19 protein-coding genes and 1 pseudogene are annotated in these 21,242 nt (G+C 57.6%); 9 read left to right on the forward strand and 11 right to left on the reverse strand.

Annotated features, from left to right (window positions below):
- Positions 1–2: 2 nt before the first annotated feature.
- From ACFORG_RS01420 to ACFORG_RS01445, 6 genes are all read right to left on the reverse strand, one after another.
- Complete coding sequence (locus tag ACFORG_RS01420) at positions 3–731, reverse strand: SDR family oxidoreductase (RefSeq protein WP_386733589.1); 729 nt, start codon at positions 729–731, stop codon at positions 3–5.
- Positions 728–2,257: an ATP-dependent DNA helicase gene (locus ACFORG_RS01425; RefSeq protein ID WP_386733590.1), complete on the reverse strand. Its 1,530-nt coding sequence runs from the start codon at positions 2,255–2,257 to the stop codon at positions 728–730. Before ACFORG_RS01425 ends, ACFORG_RS01420 begins: the two co-directional genes overlap by 4 nt.
- Before the next feature lie 41 nt (positions 2,258–2,298).
- Positions 2,299–2,937 (reverse strand): acyl-homoserine-lactone synthase, encoded by a 639-nt coding sequence (locus ACFORG_RS01430; protein WP_386733591.1) that lies wholly within the window; start codon positions 2,935–2,937, stop codon positions 2,299–2,301.
- A gap of 81 nt (positions 2,938–3,018) precedes the next feature.
- Positions 3,019–3,738, reverse strand: coding sequence for a helix-turn-helix transcriptional regulator (locus ACFORG_RS01435; RefSeq protein ID WP_386733592.1), 720 nt, complete (start codon positions 3,736–3,738; stop codon positions 3,019–3,021).
- Between the two features lie 364 nt (positions 3,739–4,102).
- Entirely contained in the window at positions 4,103–5,383 is a 1,281-nt protein-coding gene (ccrA, locus tag ACFORG_RS01440; RefSeq protein ID WP_386733593.1) for a crotonyl-CoA carboxylase/reductase, read from the reverse strand.
- Between the two features lie 111 nt (positions 5,384–5,494).
- Positions 5,495–6,892 carry a 1-acyl-sn-glycerol-3-phosphate acyltransferase gene (locus tag ACFORG_RS01445; RefSeq protein WP_386733594.1) on the reverse strand — a complete coding sequence of 466 codons (1,398 nt, stop codon included), beginning with the start codon at positions 6,890–6,892 and terminating at the stop codon, positions 5,495–5,497.
- Between the two features lie 166 nt (positions 6,893–7,058).
- On the opposite strand from ACFORG_RS01445, the pseudogene ACFORG_RS01450 reads away from it, so the two are divergent.
- The 3 genes and pseudogenes from ACFORG_RS01450 to deoD all read left to right on the forward strand — a co-directional run.
- Positions 7,059–9,029 (forward strand): annotated as a pseudogene (locus ACFORG_RS01450) (methylmalonyl-CoA mutase family protein); the annotation flags it as partial.
- 101 nt (positions 9,030–9,130) lie between these two features.
- Positions 9,131–9,448, forward strand: a complete 318-nt coding sequence (locus ACFORG_RS01455; protein ID WP_386733595.1) for an H-NS histone family protein — start codon at positions 9,131–9,133, stop codon at positions 9,446–9,448.
- A 9-nt stretch (positions 9,449–9,457) separates the two neighbouring features.
- Positions 9,458–10,162 (forward strand): purine-nucleoside phosphorylase, encoded by a 705-nt coding sequence (deoD, locus tag ACFORG_RS01460; protein ID WP_386733596.1) that lies wholly within the window; start codon positions 9,458–9,460, stop codon positions 10,160–10,162.
- A 43-nt stretch (positions 10,163–10,205) separates the two neighbouring features.
- On the opposite strand, the gene ACFORG_RS01465 is transcribed toward deoD, so the two are convergent.
- The 3 genes from ACFORG_RS01465 to ACFORG_RS01475 all read right to left on the reverse strand — a co-directional run bounded on the left by ACFORG_RS01465 (position 10,206) and on the right by ACFORG_RS01475 (position 13,513).
- Positions 10,206–11,078, reverse strand: coding sequence for an urea carboxylase-associated family protein (locus tag ACFORG_RS01465; RefSeq protein WP_386733597.1), 873 nt, complete (start codon positions 11,076–11,078; stop codon positions 10,206–10,208).
- A 49-nt stretch (positions 11,079–11,127) separates the two neighbouring features.
- On the reverse strand, positions 11,128–12,366 hold the full coding sequence (locus ACFORG_RS01470; RefSeq protein WP_386733598.1) for a DEAD/DEAH box helicase: 1,239 nt from the start codon (positions 12,364–12,366) through the stop codon (positions 11,128–11,130).
- Positions 12,367–12,649: 283 nt separating this feature from the next.
- Positions 12,650–13,513, reverse strand: a complete 864-nt coding sequence (locus ACFORG_RS01475) for a bifunctional helix-turn-helix domain-containing protein/methylated-DNA--[protein]-cysteine S-methyltransferase (protein ID WP_386733599.1) — start codon at positions 13,511–13,513, stop codon at positions 12,650–12,652.
- Positions 13,514–13,642: 129 nt separating this feature from the next.
- Here ACFORG_RS01475 and nth point away from each other — a divergent pair, with 129 nt between their 5' ends.
- Together nth and ACFORG_RS01485 are read left to right on the forward strand one after the other, a co-directional pair.
- A complete protein-coding gene (gene nth, locus ACFORG_RS01480; protein WP_386733600.1) occupies positions 13,643–14,287 on the forward strand; it encodes an endonuclease III in 645 nt (214 codons plus the stop codon).
- Positions 14,284–15,273, forward strand: a complete 990-nt coding sequence (locus ACFORG_RS01485) for an adenosine kinase (RefSeq protein WP_386733601.1) — start codon at positions 14,284–14,286, stop codon at positions 15,271–15,273. Before nth ends, ACFORG_RS01485 begins: the two co-directional genes overlap by 4 nt.
- A gap of 37 nt (positions 15,274–15,310) precedes the next feature.
- Here the strand turns inward: ACFORG_RS01485 and ACFORG_RS01490 are convergent, their stop codons facing one another.
- The gene (locus ACFORG_RS01490) at positions 15,311–16,012 is read right to left on the reverse strand and encodes an NADPH-dependent FMN reductase (RefSeq protein ID WP_386733602.1); all 702 of its coding nucleotides are present in this window, start codon (positions 16,010–16,012) and stop codon (positions 15,311–15,313) included.
- A 43-nt stretch (positions 16,013–16,055) separates the two neighbouring features.
- Here ACFORG_RS01490 and ACFORG_RS01495 point away from each other — a divergent pair, with 43 nt between their 5' ends.
- Both ACFORG_RS01495 and ACFORG_RS01500 read left to right on the forward strand, forming a co-directional pair.
- Positions 16,056–16,475 carry an arsenate reductase family protein gene (locus ACFORG_RS01495; RefSeq protein WP_386733603.1) on the forward strand — a complete coding sequence of 140 codons (420 nt, stop codon included), beginning with the start codon at positions 16,056–16,058 and terminating at the stop codon, positions 16,473–16,475.
- Between the two features lie 83 nt (positions 16,476–16,558).
- A complete protein-coding gene (locus tag ACFORG_RS01500) occupies positions 16,559–17,290 on the forward strand; it encodes an NYN domain-containing protein (protein WP_386733604.1) in 732 nt (243 codons plus the stop codon).
- Between the two features lie 38 nt (positions 17,291–17,328).
- On the opposite strand, the gene ACFORG_RS01505 is transcribed toward ACFORG_RS01500, so the two are convergent.
- Positions 17,329–17,823 carry an RNA pyrophosphohydrolase gene (locus tag ACFORG_RS01505; RefSeq protein ID WP_386733605.1) on the reverse strand — a complete coding sequence of 165 codons (495 nt, stop codon included), beginning with the start codon at positions 17,821–17,823 and terminating at the stop codon, positions 17,329–17,331.
- A gap of 136 nt (positions 17,824–17,959) precedes the next feature.
- Here ACFORG_RS01505 and ACFORG_RS01510 point away from each other — a divergent pair, with 136 nt between their 5' ends.
- Positions 17,960–19,987 carry an FAD-dependent oxidoreductase gene (locus tag ACFORG_RS01510; RefSeq protein WP_386733606.1) on the forward strand — a complete coding sequence of 676 codons (2,028 nt, stop codon included), beginning with the start codon at positions 17,960–17,962 and terminating at the stop codon, positions 19,985–19,987.
- A 274-nt stretch (positions 19,988–20,261) separates the two neighbouring features.
- Positions 20,262–21,167 (forward strand): LysR family transcriptional regulator, encoded by a 906-nt coding sequence (locus ACFORG_RS01515; protein ID WP_386733607.1) that lies wholly within the window; start codon positions 20,262–20,264, stop codon positions 21,165–21,167.
- Positions 21,168–21,242: the final 75 nt, after the last annotated feature.

Genomic DNA, 21,242 nt, shown 5'->3' on the forward strand with positions numbered 1-21,242 from the left:
CGTCAACCGCGGCCGATGTAAGGCATCGACGTCGCCATCACCGTCATGAATTGAACATTGGCCTCCAGTGGAAGCGAGGCCATATGCAGGACCGAGCGCGCTGCATCTTCAACCGCCATGGTCGGATCGGGTGCCCTACCCGCTTTTTGTGCAGAACGGTTAACATCTTCGATCATCGGCGTGCGGGCGTTGCCTATGTCGATCTGACCGCAAGCGATGTTGAAATCACGCCCGTCGAGTGACAAAGCTCGCGTCAAACCGGTTATCGCGTGCTTGGTAGCAGTGTAGTGCACCGACCTGGGCCGAGGGACATGAGCGGCGATGGATCCGTTATTGATTATCCGTCCCCCTTGTGGATCTTGACGCCGCATTCGGGCAAAGGCCGCGCGTGCGCAGAGAAACATGCCGTTCAGATTGACGTCGACGGATTGGTACCAATCCTCAATTTCAATCTCGTCGATCGTTCCGCCCGGCGCAAAAACACCCGCATTATTGAACAGCACGTCAAGACGTCCGGCAACTTGGACAAAGCTGTCAAATGCGGCCTCGATGCCTTTCGGGTCAGTAACATCCGTGACCAGTACGCATGCTCTGTCGCGGTCCTGCGCCAATTCAGTCAATAATTCGGCCCGCCGAGCGAGAAGCCCGACATGCCAACCGTTGTCCAAAAAGAGTTCGGCCGTTGCCCGTCCGATGCCCGAGCTTGCCCCCGTAACGACAATCGATTTCATGTCTCTTCGACCTCCAATGTCAAAGCTGCGGCCGGTGCCTGCAAATCGTCGACACGCAAGGGGTAAGTGGGTTTTGCCAACCGATTGCGAACAACCCAGATCAATCGTTCCTGCGCCCGGGTGATCGCAACATAAGCCAAACGCTTCCACAGAGGTTGTCCCGCCTCGCTTCGCCCCATGCGCGCCGCGGCATAAATATCGGGCGCAAAGACCTGCACGGTGTCCCATTGCGACCCCTGCGCCTTATGGATCGTGACAGCCGCGCCGTGCAGGAACGTCGCCCCCATACGCGCTGCATAGGGGATGAACGGTTCCTCTTCATCGGGCTTTTCGATCTTTACGATCGATGCTGCGCTGACCCTCGGGTCCTCGGCCCCCATCACGTGCAGGCGGGAAAAGCCGGGCCGCTTACCGGGACCCAGATAGATGACTTGTGCGCCCTTGATCAGTCCTCGAGCTTCGAGGTCGAGCCGTTTCTTGCGATGTTTGAGCGGTAGCTCCAGCCCGTCGCAGATCAACGGTTCGCCCTCTATCAGTTCGGTTTCAGGCGCACCGTGTACCTGACGAAACGCATTGATAAGCCGGATACGAGTTGCGTTACGCCAAACAAGGACAGGGCTGCGTGCCATCAGGTCAACCTCGACCCGTTGCCCCCAGATCACGCGGTCGTCGGAACGAGCTTTGTCCTCGATCATCCGCTCGAAATCTTCGAAACCTATTGCTGGGTCAGCCAAAGCATGAGCGAGGTCGAGAATGGGGTTGTCTGCATCCTGCCTGTGGATGCGATGCAGCATGAGCTTGCGCGGTTCCGGCAGCGCCTCGAACACCATCGACCCGGACTGGTTTACCGGTGCCAGCTGAGCAGGATCGCCAAATAACAGAAGTGTAGGAAATATCTCCTTCAGGTCCTCGAACTGCCGATCATCAAGCATAGAGGCCTCATCGACAAACCCGACGTCAAGCGGTTCTTCGCGCCTTTTCCAGCCGGTGATGAAATCCGATCCACGCAGTCCGGCAGCGGCAAGCGCTCCGGGAATGGACTTCATTTTCTCATAGAAGGCTGCGGCGCGATCGAGCGCCTCGTCTGTCAGTTCTTCGATCGCGGGGCGTTCGCCATCACCGGCCAACCATTCCGCAATACGCTCGTATTCCGGGTGGTAGACTGGCGTGTAGAGGATCCGATGTATGGTGGTGGCTGGCACACCCCGCAGGCGCAACACGCTCGCGGCCTTGTTGGTAGGGGCCAGGATGGCGAGCGTCCGTCTGTCCCGGGACCGCCGGCTTTCGTAATCCCCCGAGACGACCTGCACACCGGCTTGTTCCAGGGCCTTGTACAGTTCCGCAAGCAAGAGCGTCTTTCCCGAACCTGCCTTGCCTATCACCGCCATCACGCCGGCCGTGCTAGCACCCTCCGCGCGCAGCAGCGCTTCGTCGTCAAGGTCAATGCCGGACGTACGCAACAACTCTGTCACGCTGTCATACGCGGCGGCCTGATCGTCGGAAAACTGAACCGGAAGGTTGGACATGGCGCGACCCTACAATCCCGCGCCAATGCCTTCCAGCGCAATCAGGCGCGGCGCGCGACGCGAGGTTGTGCAGTCTTTCCGAAGGCGCTCTGGAACCAGAGACGAGACAAGGCGCGCGGCAGTCCTGCCTTTTCGGCAACGCGATCATTGACCTCGACAGAACAGGGCCAAAGACCGACCGAAATACGATCACGACCCTCACCCTCGGAGCCAAGGATCTCCGGAGAAGCACCCAGCATCCGATAGATCCGCACCATCCGAGCGTCGAACACGCCAGCGATGTGGGTCAGTCCAAAGCCCTCCATCAGCTCGCCTGCCGTCAACATGATCGCTCCGGCGACGCGCGCTTGTGCTGTCCGAGACAAACAAAACCGCGTCGCTTCCCAGATGAAAGGAGAGGAAATGGGCGAACCACCGGTCAGATGACCAAAGATATCGTTTACCATGACTGGGCCGGTGGTCGGCAGGAACCGCATTGAACCACCATGCGATCCGTCCTCTTCCTCCCAAATCGCGTAAATCGGGTTGAGCGTGTCGTACTGGTCGCGCTCTTCTCCATTGGTATTGACCTCAACCTCCCAGCCAAGACGCGTTCGAAACTGATCGGCCCGGTCCTTGAACATCGAATGCGCAAGTTTCGGGTGCCGATGCAACTCGTCGCCATACAAGTAACGCAGCATAAGATTTCCCCTTCTCGTCCGCCAATGGAACAAAGGGGGTACGGAGGAAGGGTTAATATTCGCCTATCGGGTCGTGCGGGGTTAAACCACGATCAACCCTCGACTCATCGCAGTGGCTATCGCGTGCGTCGTGTTCAGGGCACCAAGTTTGAAGCGGGCGCTTTCAATATACACGCGCAACGTGTGCTCTGAGATTGAAAGCGAATGTGCAACCTGCGCCCGGTTGTATCCCAAGGCCAATAGGGTCATTGCATCTACTTCGCGGGGCGAAAGCGACCGACTGATTTCTGGCTTTCGGTTGGCTTCGAACTCAAGGGCCTTCCTGTTGAAGTAATGCGCAATCAGGATCAGATCGCGCCCGTAGGCCTCCATGAAGTCAGCCCAAACATCATCTTCACAGGTATGATTCGCCGTGAACAAGGCGAATTGCCCGTTCGGCCCTCGGATCGGGATCGAGTATCCTTGATTGCCGACCCCATGTTCGAGCGCATCCTTGAGAAAAATTCGCGCCGCTTTCGAAGACCAGTCAAGACGCTTCCAATCGACAGGGTGAAAGCGCTGGAAGCATCCCAAGATGACCGGATCTATTCGAAGATAATTCTGGTCAGCGTATCTTTCTATCCAAGTGTCGGAATATGTGGCCGCTCCGTACTGATCGCCCGCGCTGTCGACCCAGTGATAGACGACATGATCGACGCCCAGAGTGTTTCGCAACTGGACGGTTACGCGCTCGAGATCCTCAAGCGCGCTGGTGGCTACGAGCGCTTCGATAATCGGATCGAGATCTACCTTTGTCTCCATCGGCGAGCGTCCAAACCCCTTCCCCGTTGGACGCCAGTTCGGTGGCCGCGACCAACCGGGTATCATCCAGTTGCGCCGCAAGCGCGCTCAAGCCATTTGCAGACGCAAAGGCTTTGAGGTCCGACAGTACGTCCAAGATCCACTCATTCTGCGCCATCACAGTCTCCCCCAAAGAGTTAACGAAAGGTTAAATCAACTATAGCATGTGCAGAAAACGTTAGGATATTCGCCGGTTTCTACTCCCCAAATCTGGTGAGGATGAATCTTGCAAGTCATTGAAACAATTCGGCGCCGAGAAAAAGCCCGCGAACACAAGTGTGATTCGCGGGCTTCTTCAGCGATAGAGAAACGAACTTTTGTCCGGTCAGGACTCGAGAACTTCCTCGAGGGTACGCAGACCGGTCTTCGGGGACTGTACCAAGACGGCCATGTTCCCCGGCTTGTGTTCATTCCGAAGCATCTTCATATGCGCCTCGGGCAGGTCATCCCAAGTGAACACTTCGGACATGCACGGATCCAGCCTCCGCTCGACCATCAACTTGTTGGCCGCCGATGCCTGCTTGAGATGCGCGAAATGCGAGCCTTGCAGGCGCTTTTGGTGCATCCACATGTAGCGCACGTCAAAGGTGCAGTTGAACCCGGTCGTGCCCGCACAGATCACAACCATGCCGCCCTTTTTGACAACGAAGGTCGACACCGGAAAGGTGCTTTCGCCGGGGTGTTCAAACACCATGTCGACGTTAACGCCTTTGCCCGTGATATCCCAGATCGCCTTGCCGAACTTGCGCGCTTCCTTGAACCATTCGGCGTATTCCGGTGTATTCACTGTGGGCAGCTGACCCCAGCAATTGAAGTCCTTTCGGTTCAGAACACCCTTGGCCCCGAGCTCCATCACGAATTCGCGTTTGCTCTCGTCCGAAATCACCCCGATCGCATTTGCGCCTGCGGTGTTGATCAACTGGATTGCATATGACCCCAATCCGCCCGATGCGCCCCAGACCAATACGTTTTGACCGGGCTTCAGATCATGCGGTTCGTGGCCGAATAGCATACGATAGGCAGTTGCAAGCGTCAGTGTGTAGCAAGCACTTTCTTCCCAAGTAAGGTGCTTGGGGCGCGGCATCAACTGCTGCGCTTGCACGTTCGTGAACTGAGCGAACGATCCATCTGGAGTTTCATATCCCCAGATCCGCTGGCTGGTCGAGTACATTGGATCGCCGCCGTTGCATTCTTCGTCATCACCGTCGTCCTGGTTGCAGTGAATTACGACCTCGTCCCCGACCTTCCAGCGTTTCACCTTGTCGCCAACCGCCCAGACGATGCCCGACGCGTCGGATCCGGCAATGTGATAGGGTGCCTTGTGGCCATCAAACGGGCTGATAGGCTGGCCCAACGCAGCCCAGACGCCGTTATAGTTGACGCCGGCAGCCATCACCAGGACGAGGACCTCGTGGCTGTCCAACTCCGGGACATCCACGACCTCTTTCTGCATGGCAGTGTTCGGCTCACCGTGCCGCTCCTTGCGGATGGCCCACGCGTACATCTTTTTGGGCACATAGCCCATCGGCGGGATCTCTCCCATCTCATAGAGGTCTTTCTCGGGCGCGTCATACGACGCGATGCCGCCGTCGGTGTCCAAAGCCATGCTGGCCTCCTTTGCGTAACCTGAATGCCGCGGTGCAGAACCGCGCGTCTGAGAATGGGATATTGGGCGCCGCGCAACATTGCAATAGCAATAGTGCGTAGTTTTGAAATTTTATGACCCAGCAGGTGCAGAAATTTGCTTTGCAACCGCAGCATGTCGGAAAGGCTCGATCGCAGGCGCAACGGAAGCCGCATAATAGTCAAGAAGCGCCCGCCGCGCCTCGCTTGGGGCATAAAGATCGCCCGCCCGCACAACGACACCACGCTTGTTCAGCTCGCTCATCGTATCAGGCAGCGAAGTTATCATTGCGTCAGCCGAAAGGTGAAGATCGGGGTCACGCGCAGACACCAGAAGCTTCCGAATCCGATCGGCGATCTGACTTTCACTCATTGCCCCTTCTTCCCGAAGTAGCCAACAAACCAATGGCGCGGTTACGATCGGCAGGACCTCAACGATTCGCTTCATCAGGTCTCGCGCCAAGGGGATTGAGGGATCCCCCGGTGAATTTCGAAAGTCGCTTAAGGAAACCGGCCGACCAAAATTCACTGCGGCAGTACCAAACCGCTGATAGCGACCGACCGACTTACGCCACACCTGTTTGACGAACCACCAAGTGATAACGCCGATTCGGGCCCGAAAACGTCGTTCGCGCCTAGAGGCTGCATCGGTCAGAACGCTGTCTTCGAGGACCCGATCATAGTTCAACGCAACCGGAACAAAGACAACCTCTCTTTCACCGGAACCATCGACTATGTACTTCAACAAACCCAGTTTCGGCTGCATCAGTGCCCCAGTGAGACTCAAGCCGCCTTCCGGAAAGATCGCTTGTGTCACCCCGGCCTCCGTTGCTTGACGCACGTAAGTGGCCAGCACCGCACGGTACAATTCGCTCCCGGAGCGTCGCCGGATGAAGTACGCCCCCAAGGCGCGGATCAGCCGGCTGAGCGGCCAGACCCGTGCCCATTCCCCCACAGCATAAGACAACGCGGATTGTTCGGCCGAAAGGTAGGTAACAAGGACATAATCCATGTTGCTACGATGGTTCATGACGTAAACGACAGTGGCATCGGGGTCGATTGCGCGGAACCCCGCCTCGTCAGCGTAGGCCAGCCTCACATCGTAGAGCGCGTTACCGATCAAACGCGCTGCCCGGGTTGCGAAACTGAAATATGTGAATGCGGAAAATGATGGCACGATCTCGCCTGCAAAGCGCCGTGCCTGTTCGAACACAACAGCCTCTGGTGTACCTGTCGCGCGCGCGTGGTCTTGTACCGCATGACTGACTTCCGGATCATAAATGACGCGTTGGATCGTATCGTGGCGGCGTGCCAGCTTGAACGGCTGAATCGGGCGTTGCAGGCGCGTGTTCAACCGCGAAACAGCCCGCTCCAGCCGACGGCGAAAGAACCACCGCACGGACGGGAACAGGAAATGCGACGCGAAGGTCACCGCCGCGAAAACCACGATAAGGATGAAAAGCCACAATGGCAGTTCGACCGTTTGCGTCATGTCCGGAAAGTGGCACCGAGCGGTTGCCGGGTAAAGCGAATAGCGTCCTATGCCGTCGGCAGAAACGCAAGGTGACGCCGCAACGCAGCGAATTGACACTTCCTCAAAGTTTCAAGTATGTCTCCCGTGACGCAATAAAGTTGCCCAACCCTGATTCACGAGGTGTCCGATGACGCAACCCCAGAAAGACCGCCCTTGGCTGATCCGCACCTATGCGGGGCACTCGACTGCCAAGGCGTCGAACACGTTGTATCGTGGCAACCTCGCAAAAGGCCAAACCGGCCTTTCGGTCGCATTCGACCTTCCAACGCAGACGGGCTATGACAGTGACCACGTTCTGGCGAAAGGCGAGGTCGGCAAGGTTGGTGTGCCGGTCTGTCATCTGGGTGACATGCGCGTGCTGTTCGACCAGATCCCCCTGGAGCAGATGAACACCTCGATGACGATCAATGCTACGGCCCCATGGCTGCTGGCGCTCTACATCGCGGTGGCCGAAGAACAGGGCGCAGACATCTCCAAGCTTCAAGGCACCGTTCAGAACGACCTTATCAAGGAGTACCTGAGCCGCGGTACCTACATTTGCCCCCCCAAACCATCGCTCAAGATGATCGCGGACGTGGCCGAGTATTGCTATTCGAACGTCCCGAAATGGAATCCCATGAACGTGTGCTCCTATCACTTGCAAGAGGCCGGTGCGACGCCAGAACAGGAACTTGCCTATGCGCTCGCAACCGCGCAGGCCGTTCTTGACGAGTTGCGACCGCGTGTCCCTGCCGAGGACTTCCCGGCATTGGTTGGCCGCATATCCTTTTTCGTAAACGCTGGCATCCGCTTCGTGACCGAGATGTGCAAGATGCGTGCCTTCGTCGACCTGTGGGATGAGATTTGCGAAAAACGCTACGGTGTGACCGATCCCAAGTTCCGACGCTTTCGGTACGGTGTGCAGGTAAATTCGCTTGGCCTCACCGAGCAGCAGCCGGAAAACAACGTCTACCGAATCCTGATCGAAATGTTGGCGGTTACGCTTTCGAAAAAAGCCCGCGCCCGCGCTGTCCAATTGCCAGCCTGGAACGAAGCCTTGGGCCTTCCACGACCTTGGGACCAGCAATGGTCGATGCGCATGCAGCAGATCCTGGCATATGAGACTGACCTGCTCGAATTTGATGACCTCTTCGACGGAAACGCCGTGGTAGACGCCAAGGTCGAGGCCCTGAAAGAAGGTGCCCGGGCGGAGCTGGCCAACCTCGACTCGATGGGTGGGGCCGTGGCCTCGATCGAGTACATGAAGTCACGACTGGTGGAATCGAATGCTGACCGCCTTAACCGGATCGAGCGCAACGAAACCATCGTCGTTGGCGTGAACAAATGGACCGAAGGAGAGCCCTCCCCACTGCAATCCGAAGATGGTGGGATCATGGTTGTCGACCCCGCCGTCGAACAGGAACAGATCAATCGACTGACAGAATGGCGCGAAAGTCGGAACGAAGCCGCAGTCGAATCCGCCCTGAAGGATCTACGCGAAGCGGCTAGAACCGGGGCGAACGTAATGGCGCCTTCGATTGCGGCAGCCAAGGCCGGCGTCACCACCGGCGAATGGGCAGAGGAGATGCGGAAGGCTTATGGCACCTATCGCGGCCCCACCGGCGTATCTGGTTCGGTCTCCAACAAGACCGAAGGTCTGGACGACCTGCGAATGCAGGTTGATGCGGTTAGTGACCGGTTGGGTCGGCGCCTGAAGTTTCTCGTCGGCAAGCCCGGCCTTGATGGTCACTCGAACGGTGCAGAACAAATCGCTTTTCGCGCGCGTGATTGCGGAATGGACATCACCTACGATGGAATTCGACTGACACCCGAAGAGATCGTGAACGCCGCAATCGATGAAAAAGCGCATGTGATCGGCCTTTCAATCCTTTCAGGCAGCCACTTGCCACTGGTCGAAGATGTAATGCAGCGTCTCCACGATGCAGGAATGTCACATATTCCGGTTATTGTCGGCGGGATCATTCCTGACGAAGATGCACAGCGACTGAGAGAGATCGGCGTCGCCAAGGTCTACACGCCAAAAGACTTCTCGCTTAACGTCATAATGACCGATATCATCGTCCTGGCAGACACTGTGACCGTAGCCGCCGAATAAAATGGCGTTTTCTCCGAAAAGGTGACGCTGTAATGCGCCATAAATTGCATTAGCGTCCAGCCTTAGGCTTCACGACAGGCGGGCCGAAGAGGAGAAAGAAAATGCAGATTGAACTGGAAAAGATGTCGCGCAAGGAACTCGTAGATTTGCGCGACAAGCTCGATGTGGCAATTCGCGACGCGGAAAAGCGGGAACGACAGGAAGCGCTTGCGGCTGCTGAGAAGGCAGCGGCGGAATTCGGCTTTTCGCTCTCCGAGCTTTCGGCGGACACACGCTCATCCACTAAGGGGACAAAGGCACGCGCAAAATATCGTAATCCTGAGAACCCCGAGCAAACCTGGACGGGACGTGGGCGCAAGCCGCAATGGATTCACGAGGCGCTTGCCCGCGGTGTCGACATTTCCGACCTCGAGATTTGATATTCCAGAATGACAATTCATATAGGCGCAAAAAAAGGCGAAATTGCAGAAACCGTTCTACTCCCGGGAGATCCCTATCGGGCCAAGTGGGCCGCAGAAACGTTTCTGACTGATACTAAATTGGTCAATGAAACGCGCGGAATGCTCGGATTCACGGGCACTTGGAAAGGACATCGCGTCACGATCCAAGGTAGCGGAATGGGCATGCCCTCGCTTTCGATTTACGTCAATGAATTGATCCGGGATTTCGGCGCCAAGACGCTCGTGCGTATCGGCTCTTGCGGCGGGATGCAGGACCGGGTGAATATTCGCGACATTATTATCGCGATGACATCAACAACGCTCGGCAATCCATCTCGTGGCATCTTCAGGGAACTGAACTATGCACCCTGCGCCGATTGGAGCTTGCTGCGTGCGGCCGTAACGGCCGCCGAAACCCGCGATGCGGCTGTTCACGTCGGCGGCATTTATTCATCTGACGTTTTCTATGATGAGCGCCCGGACCTGAATGAACAGATGGTCCGGCATGGCATCTTGGGCGTCGAGATGGAGGCAGCCGAACTCTACACTCTCGCTGCGCGGCATGGTTGCCGCGCGCTTGCTGTACTTACCGTGTCCGATCACCTTTTGACGGGTGCAGCACTACCATCCGACGAACGCGAGCGCAGTTTTGGCGATATGGTTGAAATTGCCTTGGAAGCGGCATTCGCCTGATACACGACTGATCGCGACCACCTTGAACTTGTAGTTATTCAAGTCATCTACCGTGGCTGCCATCGTACCCATTGGGCGATGGCAGCCGCCACTCGCCTAGTGCCCCGTCTTCAGGCGCAAACACTTCAACGAGCAAAGGGAAGCAGGCGGCTACGTCCGAGGAGTGTTCGGACGAGCAATCGCCTCCTGGACAGGCACTCAAAGCCCCGAGCAGGTCGATCTCGGCAAAAAACTCGAGATAATCGCCGGGCCTCACAGGACTGGCCTTCATGAAGTACTGACCTGTATCGCGCGTGAAACCTGTGCACATGAAAACGTTCAGTACGTCGTGCACATTTTGTTCGGCCTTGGCGAGGTCTAGCGCTGCATGATCGGCCAGCGCTCGCGTGAGATTGGAGTGGCAGCAATGATGGTACTGGGTGCCCGACAACAGATTGCCCGTGTAAGGGTCGCATCGCGTCCCGATCACATCGTGAACCGATCCGCCATAGGCATCGATCCCGTACCACCCCAGGGTATCACCGATGATCGTCGCCATTGGGCGCATGGCGGGAAAAGTGCTCCACATTCGGTCGCCAGTGGTTAGATGCGTCCCATGCAAGGCCCGGGTCTTACCAGAGTAGAAACGTTCATCAAGGTCGGACCTGTTCCAGAGATTGAGATCGCCAACCTGCGGACCCTCTATTGAGGTGATCCTGAAAAACTGTCCGGCATCAACCTCGAAACAGGCAGCATCCCGAGGTTTTACCAGCGTTTCCCCAATTTTCCGGGCGCCCCGCCGTGCCTCCATGTACAAAGATAGGTTCGGCTGAGGAAGCGTGTGCGTCGGATAACAGATGACCGGCGGGACGGCCCGACGCCTTTCGGCATCTTCCGGAGCGGTATGCGAATGGGTTGTCACGAGTGGCGACCTCATCTTAACTTCGCCCGCCACCCTGCTTGACCTGTGCGCTGCGGTAAAGACCTCAGGCTGCTTTTCGCCGCCGGTTGCGGGGACGACCGCGCTTTTGCTGCGGTTTTTGCGCGCCCGGCGCCCCACCCTTACGTCGTCCGCGTGGTTCGGAAGTCACTCCTTCCCAAGGGCGACCGCTTGCCACCGGGATGTCCAACTTCATCACCTTCTGGATGGCGCGGAACTCACTTGCTTCATCAGGCGCACAAAACGCGACTGCGCGACCTTCTGCACCTGCACGTGCAGTACGCCCAATGCGGTGGACGTAATTGTCCGGCACGTTGGGCAGGTCGAAATTGTAGACATGTCGAACGTCTGGAATATCGATGCCTCGCGCGGCCACGTCCGTGGCGACCAAAACTCGTAATTCGCCCTCTCGAAATGCCCGAAGAGCGCGATCGCGCTGCCCCTGGCTTTTGTTTCCGTGTATCGAACCGGCGGCGAATCCGGTCGCCTCGAGATTTCTCTTGAGACGTTCGGCCCCGTGTTTCGTTCTCGCAAAAACAAGTGCCAACTCATCACGATGCGCGCCCAGAAGTTCCTTCAACAGCGCTGTTTTTTCGGACTGCGCGATGAAGTGAACGCTTTGCTCGATCTTGTCGGCGGCCTTCCCCGGTGGCGAAACTTCGACCCGAACGGGATCGTTCAGGAAAGCTGCCGCAATTTCGTTCATCTGTTTTGGCATAGTTGCCGAAAACAGCATGGTCTGGCGCTGCTCAGGCAGCAAAGCCGCGATCTTTCTCAGACTGTGAATGAACCCGAGATCGAGCATCTGGTCCGCCTCGTCGAGCACGAGGAAACGCGTCTCGTCAAGCATGACGGCTTTTCGCTCTAGCAGGTCCATCAGTCGGCCAGGCGTTGCGATCAGAATATCGGTTCCACGCTCAAGCCGGTTGATCTGCGCGTTCATCGACTGGCCACCGACGACAAGACCGAGCTTCAGATGGCTCTTGCCTAGGTAGGACAAAAGGTTTTCCAAGATCTGTTTCGCCAATTCGCGCGTCGGTGCCAAAACGAGGCCACGGACGGTGCGTGGTGCAGGCTTACCATTATGAGCGAGCATGGACTGCGCCAAGGGCAGACCAAAGGCCGCCGTCTTGCCGGTTCCAGTCTGTGCGAGCCCCATGAGATCACGCCCGTCCAGAGCGACCGGGATGGCCTGTTTCTGGATCGGAGTCGGATCAGTGATGCCCGCTTCGGCAAGCCGGGACACCAAGCGCTCGGCCAAGCCGAGCTGTGCAAAATTCGTCAAATTCTTTCCTTTCAGGGAAGGCGTTATGCCTGTCCCGGGTCATTGGCCACAAAGGGCGCGCATCAGGTGCGGGTCATGTCTCGTGGTTCAGACTTCCCCGGCGGACCCCTGCGTGAAGTGGACCCAGTTGAGTTTGCCTACATCTGCGCCAAGCATTTTGAGACAGGCGACCCCGCTCACGCGGCGGGGGATGACGGCAATGCTGGGCAGATGATACTTCGAACGAACAAAGTCAATGGCTTCAATTGAATCATGGAACTCGCGGACAGAGGACCAGCAGCCCTCAGCCTTCGGACCTTGCAGCTTCGTAGGCCAATAGCGCCCGCTTGACAGGCAGCCCCCAATGATACCCGCCAAGCCCGCCAGATTTGCGCAGCGCACGATGGCACGGGATCAACCAGCTGATGGGATTTCGCCCAACCGCAGTTCCAACAGCGCGAACCGCGCGTGGCTGACCAATCGCTTGGGCAATTTCGGAATAGGTTGAAACGTGCCCTGATGGAATACGCAGCAAAGCCTCCCACACCTTGATTTGCAGGGGCGAACCAATGAGGTAAAGCGGAACCGGATCGAGGCGATCCGAAGCCGCACCAAAGGCCCGCAAGACCCAATCGCGCAGGCGCATCGGATCTTCGATGAACCGAGCCTGAGGCCAACGCGATAGCAGATCCTCCATCGCGGCCTCTTCTCCGGTCTCGGATGCGAAACCGATGCCGCAGATTCCTTTGTCAGTACCCATCACGAGAGCGGGACCAAACGGGCTTTCGAACCAACCCCAATAGATAGTAAGGCCCCTGCCCTGCCTTGCATAATCACCCGGGCTCATTGCCTCCCAGCGGAGGAACAGATCGTGCAGGCGACCACCGCCCGAAAGCCCGACACTGTGTGCTGCATCCAGGGTTGTGAACCGTTCGCGCAGCAACGCCTTGGCGTGCCCCAGCGTGAGGTACTGCTGATACTTTTTCGGCGAGACACCGACCCAGCGAGAGAAAACACGCTGAAAATGTGTCGGGCTCATGTTCATTTCACGCGCCAAATCCTCGAGTGACAATGGTGTCTCGGCACTGTCGATCAGGTCGATGGCACGGCGCATCACATGGAAATGATAGCTGTTGTCCAATCGTTCAGGGCGTGAAGAAACGTTCATGAGGTCACCTCTCTTTGCGCAACCAGTCTAAATGCAGCGACCCTCTGCCGCGACCCGGAACTTGCTGTTTGCTTGCTGCAGCCGCCTTTGGACTTGCTTGCACACGGGCAGGTCGGCATACGTTTCGAGATGGCAAAGCAACTCGACTATCACAAGATCCGCGAGATTTTCGATCGCTTCCAAGCGGCCGAGCCCGAACCAAAGGGCGAGTTGGAGCACGTAAACGCCTATACACTGGTCGTCGCTGTGGCCCTCAGCGCTCAGGCGACCGATGCGGGTGTGAACAAGGCCACACGCGCGCTGTTTCAAGTTGCCGACACGCCGCAAAAGATGCTCGACCTAGGCGAGGAGCGTCTGATCGAGCACATCAAGACGATCGGGCTCTATCGAAACAAGGCCAAAAACGTAATGAAGCTGAGCCGCATTCTCGTCGATGAGTATGGCGGCGAAGTCCCGAACTCACGCGCGGCCTTGCAATCCTTGCCAGGCGTTGGGCGCAAGACGGCCAATGTCGTTCTGAACATGTGGTGGCGGTACCCTGCACAGGCGGTCGATACCCACATTTTTCGCGTGGGCAATCGCACTGGCATCGCCCCCGGTAAGGATGTCGATGCTGTCGAACGAGCCATCGAAGACAACATTCCGGCCGACTACCAGCTTCACGCACATCACTGGCTCATCCTGCATGGTCGTTACCATTGCAAGGCCCGGAAGCCGATGTGCCCAACCTGCATCATTCGCGATCTCTGCCAATACGAGGACAAGACCCAATGAAGACCTACCAGATCGTGGGCATCGGAAATGCCGTCGTCGACGTTATCAGCCAATGCGACGACTCCTTTCTGCAGATCATGGGGATCGAGAAGGGCATCATGCAGCTTGTAGAGCGTGAGCGTGGTGAACTGCTGTTTGCCGCGATGAAGGATCGGGTGCAGACCCCCGGCGGATCCGTGGCAAACACCATCGCCGGCGCGGGGGCTTTGGGTTTGGAAGCCGCATTCATCGGCCGGGTGCATGACGATGCGCTGGGACGCTTTTATGCCGATGCAATGAATGAAGAAGGCGTTGATTTCGTCAATCCGCCCATCCCCGACGGAGAGTTGCCTACCTCGAACTCAATGATTTTCGTTTCGCCGGACGGTGAGCGATCGATGAATACTTATCTGGGGATTTCCTCGGAATTGAGTTCGGAAGACGTTTCGAAAGAGGTTGCCGGAAACGCGCAGATCATGTTCCTCGAGGGCTATTTGTTCGACAAGGACAAGGGCAAGACAGCCTTTATGGAGGCCGCCCGCGATTGTCGCGAAGGCGGCGGCAAGACGGGTATCGCCATTTCCGACCCGTTCTGCGTGGAACGGCATCGCGCCGATTTCCTGTCACTGATCGAGAACGAACTGGATTTCGTCATCGGGAATGAGGCGGAAATCCGGTCACTGTTCGAGACCGACGACCTGGAAGAGGCGCTTGGGAAAACCGCCGCAATCTGCCCTCTGGTGATCTGCACGCGCTCCGGTGACGGGGTTAGCGTCGTATCGGGCGACACGCGGATCGATGTACCTGTCGAAAAGGTCGTTCCCGTGGACGCTACCGGCGCGGGCGACCAGTTTGCCGCCGGGTTTCTCTACGGTATGGCGACGGGGCGCGACCTCGAGACCTGCGCTAAAATCGGCAATGTCTGCGCGCGTGAGGTGATCGGACATATCGGCCCGCGCCCGGAAACCAACGTGCTGGAACTGCTAAAGGAAGACGGGCTGGTTTGAAGCTTTTTCTGTCGGCTACCTAGCGAGGATCAAGGGTTCAGGGCGCGTTTCGTTGTGACGGATCTCGGGTGAACGCCTCGGTCGGAGACGTGACTTGATGCTGGGCCTTGGCGGCTTCGGCCCACCATGCGAGTTGCCGAAAGGTTCCACCGAAGTAGCCCTTCCATCTTTCTTCGTCGACGTCGGCAGCGAATGTTCCATTGTCGACCAGCACATCTTGCGCATGCGGAACGTGGACCATCGCGGACACCGGTAAGCAGCCCAACTCACTCAGAAAAGTACGCATGTTAACCGCCGCCCGTGCACCGCCCCACTGCCCGGCAGAGTAGGTCACGATGGCGCTGGGCTTGTACGAAAACAACGAACTGCCAAAGTGATTGAGCAGGTTCGCCAATGCTGGGCTCATGGAGTGATTGTATTCGGGACTCACCGCTACGTAGGCATCCGCCGCACCTATCTTCGCCGCCACCCCCCGCAGATCCGCCGGAACGCGTGACGCAGAATAGGCGAAATGGGGCTTGAAAGGCGGAGTTTGATCGATCTCCAGCGGATCTACGATCTCAACCTCGATACCCATCTCGGATAGCTGCAGGGCGCAGGCCTTGGCCACGCGCGCTCCCAGACGCATTGGCCGCGGAGGGGTACTTTCCCGGACGGACCCCAAGAATACGAGAGTTTTCATTTTCGTCATAATCCCTTGGCATGATGCAAACACATGCGTCCGTCCCGGATATCGCATGCGCAGGAAAGAGTTTCATTTGCTCTGAACAGAATGCAGGCCCATGATAGTAATCCACCATAATCCCGATTGCGGAACATCCAGAAATGTCCTGTCCCTGATCAGGGCGGCCGGATATTCGCCCGAAACAATCCCTTATCTCGATACCGGCTGGACCCGCCCACAATTGCTCGGCCTCTTCGCGGCGGCAAACCTTACGCCACGTGCGGCTTTACGAACAACGAAAAGCCCGGCGGAACAACTGGGCCTGCTCGATCCGTCCGTCGGCGGAGACGTCCTGCTGGATGCGATGCTGGAACATCCCGTGTTGGTCAATCGTCCGATCGTATGCACGCCAAAGGGAGTACGCCTCTGCCGGCCTTCCGAGTTCGTACTGGACCTTCTGGACCGCTGGCCCGAAGGCCCTGTGTTCAAGGAAGACGGGCAGATGATCTTGGATGGCTCGGGACACAGGGTAATCTGAAGGACTATCTATCGAAGCTTCCACAGGCCGGATCGCCAAAATTCTGCCGAATTGCGCTTCTATCCAATCGAGACTTTGATCGATTGGCGGGCAAGTTCATGATGTTACGTGTAGCGGTACTGGTCGACGGCGATAACTTGAGCCCGTCTCTGGCTGATGACGTACTGGAATATGCCCGAACAAAAGGCACATTGGACCTTGCCCGGGTGTATCTCGACGCCCAGCGAACGTGCGCATGGCATGATCAGTCAGATTTCCGGCTGCAACACGCAGGTACCGGCAAGAACGCATCTGACCTCTTGATGGCTGTCGAGGCGATGGAACTCGCCCTACGAGAGGGGTTCGATTGTCTGGTGCTGGCCTCTTCGGATGGCGATTTCTCACATCTCGCGCGCCGGTTGCGAGAGTTGGGATGTCTTGTCTGCGGCGTCGGCACGGCAAAAGCGCCGGCCAACCTGCGAGCCGCCTGCTCTAGTTTTCATGAAGTCGGTCAGCGCGGCGAAGCTCTCAATGGTCAACTAACAGCGTCTAGTTCGACGTCCTCCGAACGCGCGGTGCTTTCACCGCTCGATGGAAAGGTCAGGACCATCATCACTACGAATGGTAAGAATGGTCGCGGTATGACCATCTCTGACTTTGGGCAGCTGATGCACAAGGAGTATTCGGTCTCGGCAAAAAGCCTGCAAGAAGGAAACTGGCGCGCCTATCTTTCGGCGCGCCCCGCGCTCTACGAGCTAGACCCGAAAGGTCCAAATGCAAAAGTACGGCTGGCATGTGAAGGCCTGTCAACCAAGCCAGAACTAGCGGCGGAATGAGATCCATTTTGAGCCAGTCAGAGCCTTTCCTGCCCGTGTCAGCGCTTGAAATCGAGATGATCTGAAAAAGCCTGCAGGACCTGAGCATAAACTTCACGCTTGAACGGAACGATCTGGTCGATCAGGCGATCTGGTTCCTGCCATTTCCAATGTGTGAACTCGGGATGCTCGGTGTCGATCTTCACCTGATCGTCCCGGCCTGTGAAACGTAGTAGAAACCACTTTTGCTTCTGCCCCCGGAAGCGTCCCTTCCAGATGTTCGGCACCAAGGACAAAGGCAGATCATAAGTCAGCCAGTCTTCGGTCTGGTCCACCGGCTCGACGAGATCAGGGGTTACTCCGGTCTCTTCCCACAACTCGCGCAGCGCGCCCTCGAGCGGGGTTTCGCCGTCATCAAGTCCGCCTTGCGGCATCTGCCAGGCTTCCTCTTCCATGTCGTTGCGCTGTCCGGTGAAGATAAACCCCCGTTCGTTCATCAACATGACGCCGACACAGGGGCGATAGGGCAGTTTCGCTATTTCGTCTGGGGTCATGACAGATCTCTCGTTGTTCCCGTCGTTTCTCTAGCAACGCGACGCGACGGCGGGAAGGGTTTGACGCAAGGTTGGGCGTGACACGCCGGGGGAAAGGGCGTCATCGTCTTCGACAAATCCGAGGGAGAGTTTCACCATGACTGCGTACCCAAATCTGCTGGCCCCGCTCGATCTGGGCTTTACCACCCTGAAGAACCGCGTGCTGATGGGCTCTATGCATACCGGCTTGGAAGAGACAGGCGATTGGAACCGGGTGGCCGAGTTCTATGCCGACCGTGCGCGCGGCGGTGTCGCGTTGATGGTTACCGGCGGAATCGGCCCCAACCTGGAAGGCTCGGTCTTGCCGGGAGCGGCGATGATGACCACGGAAAAGGATGTCGAGAACCATTCGGTCGTGACGCAGCGGGTGCATGAGGCTGGCGGCAAGATCGCGATGCAGATTCTCCACGCCGGTCGCTATGCCTATGGGCCGAAATGCGTGGCACCATCGCCCGTGAAATCACCCATCTCTCCTTTCCCTCCTAATGAACTGGACGAGGACGGGATTGAAAAACAGATTGCCGACATCGTGAATGCGGCCGTGCTCGCGCAACGCGCCGGATATGACGGCGTCGAGGTCATGGGGTCCGAGGGCTATTTCCTCAACCAGTTTCTGGTAACTCATACCAACAAGCGCGAGGATCGGTGGGGCGGATCTTACGAAAACCGGATGCGCCTACCGCTGGAGGTTGTTCGTCGCACACGTGAAGCCGTGGGTTCGGACTTCATAATTATCTATCGACTCTCGATGATTGATCTGGTGCCCAACGGCTCGACCTTTGACGAGGTCGTCACTTTGGCGAAAGAGGTCGAAAAAGCAGGCGCGACGATCATCAATACCGGTATCGGGTGGCACGAGGCGCGGATTCCGACCATTGCTACCAGCGTACCCCGCCGCGCTTTTGCTTGGGTCACGAAAAAGCTGATGGGTCAGGTGTCGATCCCGGTCATCACCTCGAACCGGATCAACACGCCCCAAGTGGCCGAGGATGTTCTGTCCGAAGGTTGCGCAGACATGGTTTCGTTGGCCCGCCCCATGCTGGCGGATGCGGATTTCGTGAAGAAGGCCGAACTGGGTAAAGCAGATCGTATCGCGCCCTGTATTGCCTGCAACCAGGCCTGTCTCGATCACACATTCGGGGGAAAACTGACATCCTGTTTGGTCAACCCTCGCGCCTGTCACGAAACCGAACTTGTTATCACGCAGGTTGTCTCTCCCAAAAGAGTGGCCGTCGTCGGCGCTGGTCCCGCAGGGCTTTCTACTGCGATCACCGCTGCAGAGCGCGGCCATCGTGTGACACTCTTCGACCGCGCAAGTGAGATTGGCGGACAATTGAACATGGCCAAACAGGTACCCGGGAAAGAGGAGTTTTGGGGACTTGTCGACTGGTACCGAGCGATGCTGGATGACATGGGCGTCACAGTCGAGCTGGGTCGCAACGTGACGGCGGATGATCTTGACGGGTTCGACGAGGTTGTGATCGCGACCGGGGTGAACCCGCGCGATCCAAAGATACCTGGCCAAGACAACGAGAATGTCGCGAGCTATGTCGATGTGCTTCGCGGCAAAGCCAAGGTCGGCAAGCGCGCCGCAGTGATCGGAGCAGGAGGTATCGGGTTCGATGTCTCAGAGTTCCTGTTGCACGAAGGCGAAAGCCCGACCGAGAATCTGCCTTTGTGGATGAAGGAATGGGGTGTAACGGATCCGGGCGACCATCGGTCTGGACTGGCCCCCGAAGGTCCACAGCCCGAAGCGCCAGCGCGCGAAGTGACGCTGTTGCAGCGCAAGGCCAGCCGCCATGGTAAAGGCCTGGGCAAGACGACCGGCTGGATCCATCGCGCCGCGCTCAAGATGAAAGACGTAAAATTTGTGGGTGGCGTCAACTACGAGAAAATCGATGCCAATGGCCTGCATGTTACCTTTGGTGAGGGACGGGAGAACCCAACCCTGATCGAGGCCGAAACAATCGTTCTGTGCGCCGGGCAGGAATCAGAACGGTCGCTGGCCGATGCCCTGCTGAGCAAGGGAATCACGCCTCATGTGATCGGTGGTGCGGACGTTGCCGCGGAACTCGACGCAAAGCGCGCGATTAACCAAGGTGTCCGACTGGCGGCGGCACTTTGAACCCCAGTTATCGAGAGGGCGCAACGCGCCCTCTCGATCAAACGCGGTAAGGCTGCCGCCCAGGGATCGAGTGCGCTGGCAACCGTGCCCCACGGTGGATTGGCAGGTAGCCAAGAAACCTTTGCCACGGCCAGTGTAAGCCAAACGCTAGCCTGTTTCCTTTGGCTCAACGATCATCGGCTAAATCGCGATATTATCCAACCTGCGCCCATATCTCGCCCAGATTGGCAGCGATACCTTGTCCTCGACACAGGATTGAACCGAGGACCCCGGCATGGACCGACTGACCGAAATGGAAGCTTTCGCCAACGTGGTGGATCAGGGCGGATTCACGGATGCGGCAAAGAAGATGGGCATCTCCAAATCAGCCGTTTCCAAGCATGTTTCGAGTCTTGAGGCACGACTGGGTGCCCGTTTGTTGAATCGGACCACGCGCAGGGTATCACCAACCGAAATCGGGCTGGCCTATTACGACCGGGCGCGGCGCGTTCTCAACGACGCGGGAGAGGCCGATGCACTGGTCACCTCGATGCAGTCGGCACCATCAGGCCTCCTTCGGATCAGCGTCGCTACAGATTTTGGTGTAAACCACCTCTCCCCTGTTCTGTCGAACTTCCTTGCCGATTTTCCGGATATCACCGTCAACATGGTGCTCAACAACCGATACGTGGAACTGATTTCCGAAGGCTTCGACATGGCGGTTCGCATCGGCGAACTCGAAGACAGCACCCTGCGAGCGCGGAAATTGACCGAAACGACCAAACGCATGATTGCTTCGCCAGCCTATTTCGAGAAGTACGGTCGCCCGCAGAAAATCGACGAATTGAACGAACACAAGCTGCTGCACTATTCAAGCCAATCAAGCGGCAACGTCTGGCGACTGACTGCGCCTTCGGGCGAGAAACGCCAGGTGCGCACTGCCGGTTGGCTGAGCGTGAATGATGGCCAGTCGCTGCTGAATGCCGCGATCTCGGGGCTGGGGATTGCTTACCTGCCAAGCTATCTCTACGCGCCGGCCCTCAAGGCGGGGCTGGTCGAAGACGCTATGCCCAGCTTGCCCGATGAGCTGCAGGGGATTTATGCCGTGTACCCACCGGGCCGGTTCACGCAACCGAAGGTGCGGGCTTTCATCGACTTTCTTGTTCAGTCCTTTGCCGACAAAGGCGCAATGGATTGGTAGATTTTCACGTTGCTTCCCTTGGCAACCAACTGCGACCCGCGCTCTGCGCGGGTCATCTTTGTTCACACACCAAAC

The organism is Lutimaribacter marinistellae (assembly GCF_042648365.1).
Taxonomy (GTDB): domain Bacteria; phylum Pseudomonadota; class Alphaproteobacteria; order Rhodobacterales; family Rhodobacteraceae; genus Lutimaribacter_A; species Lutimaribacter_A marinistellae.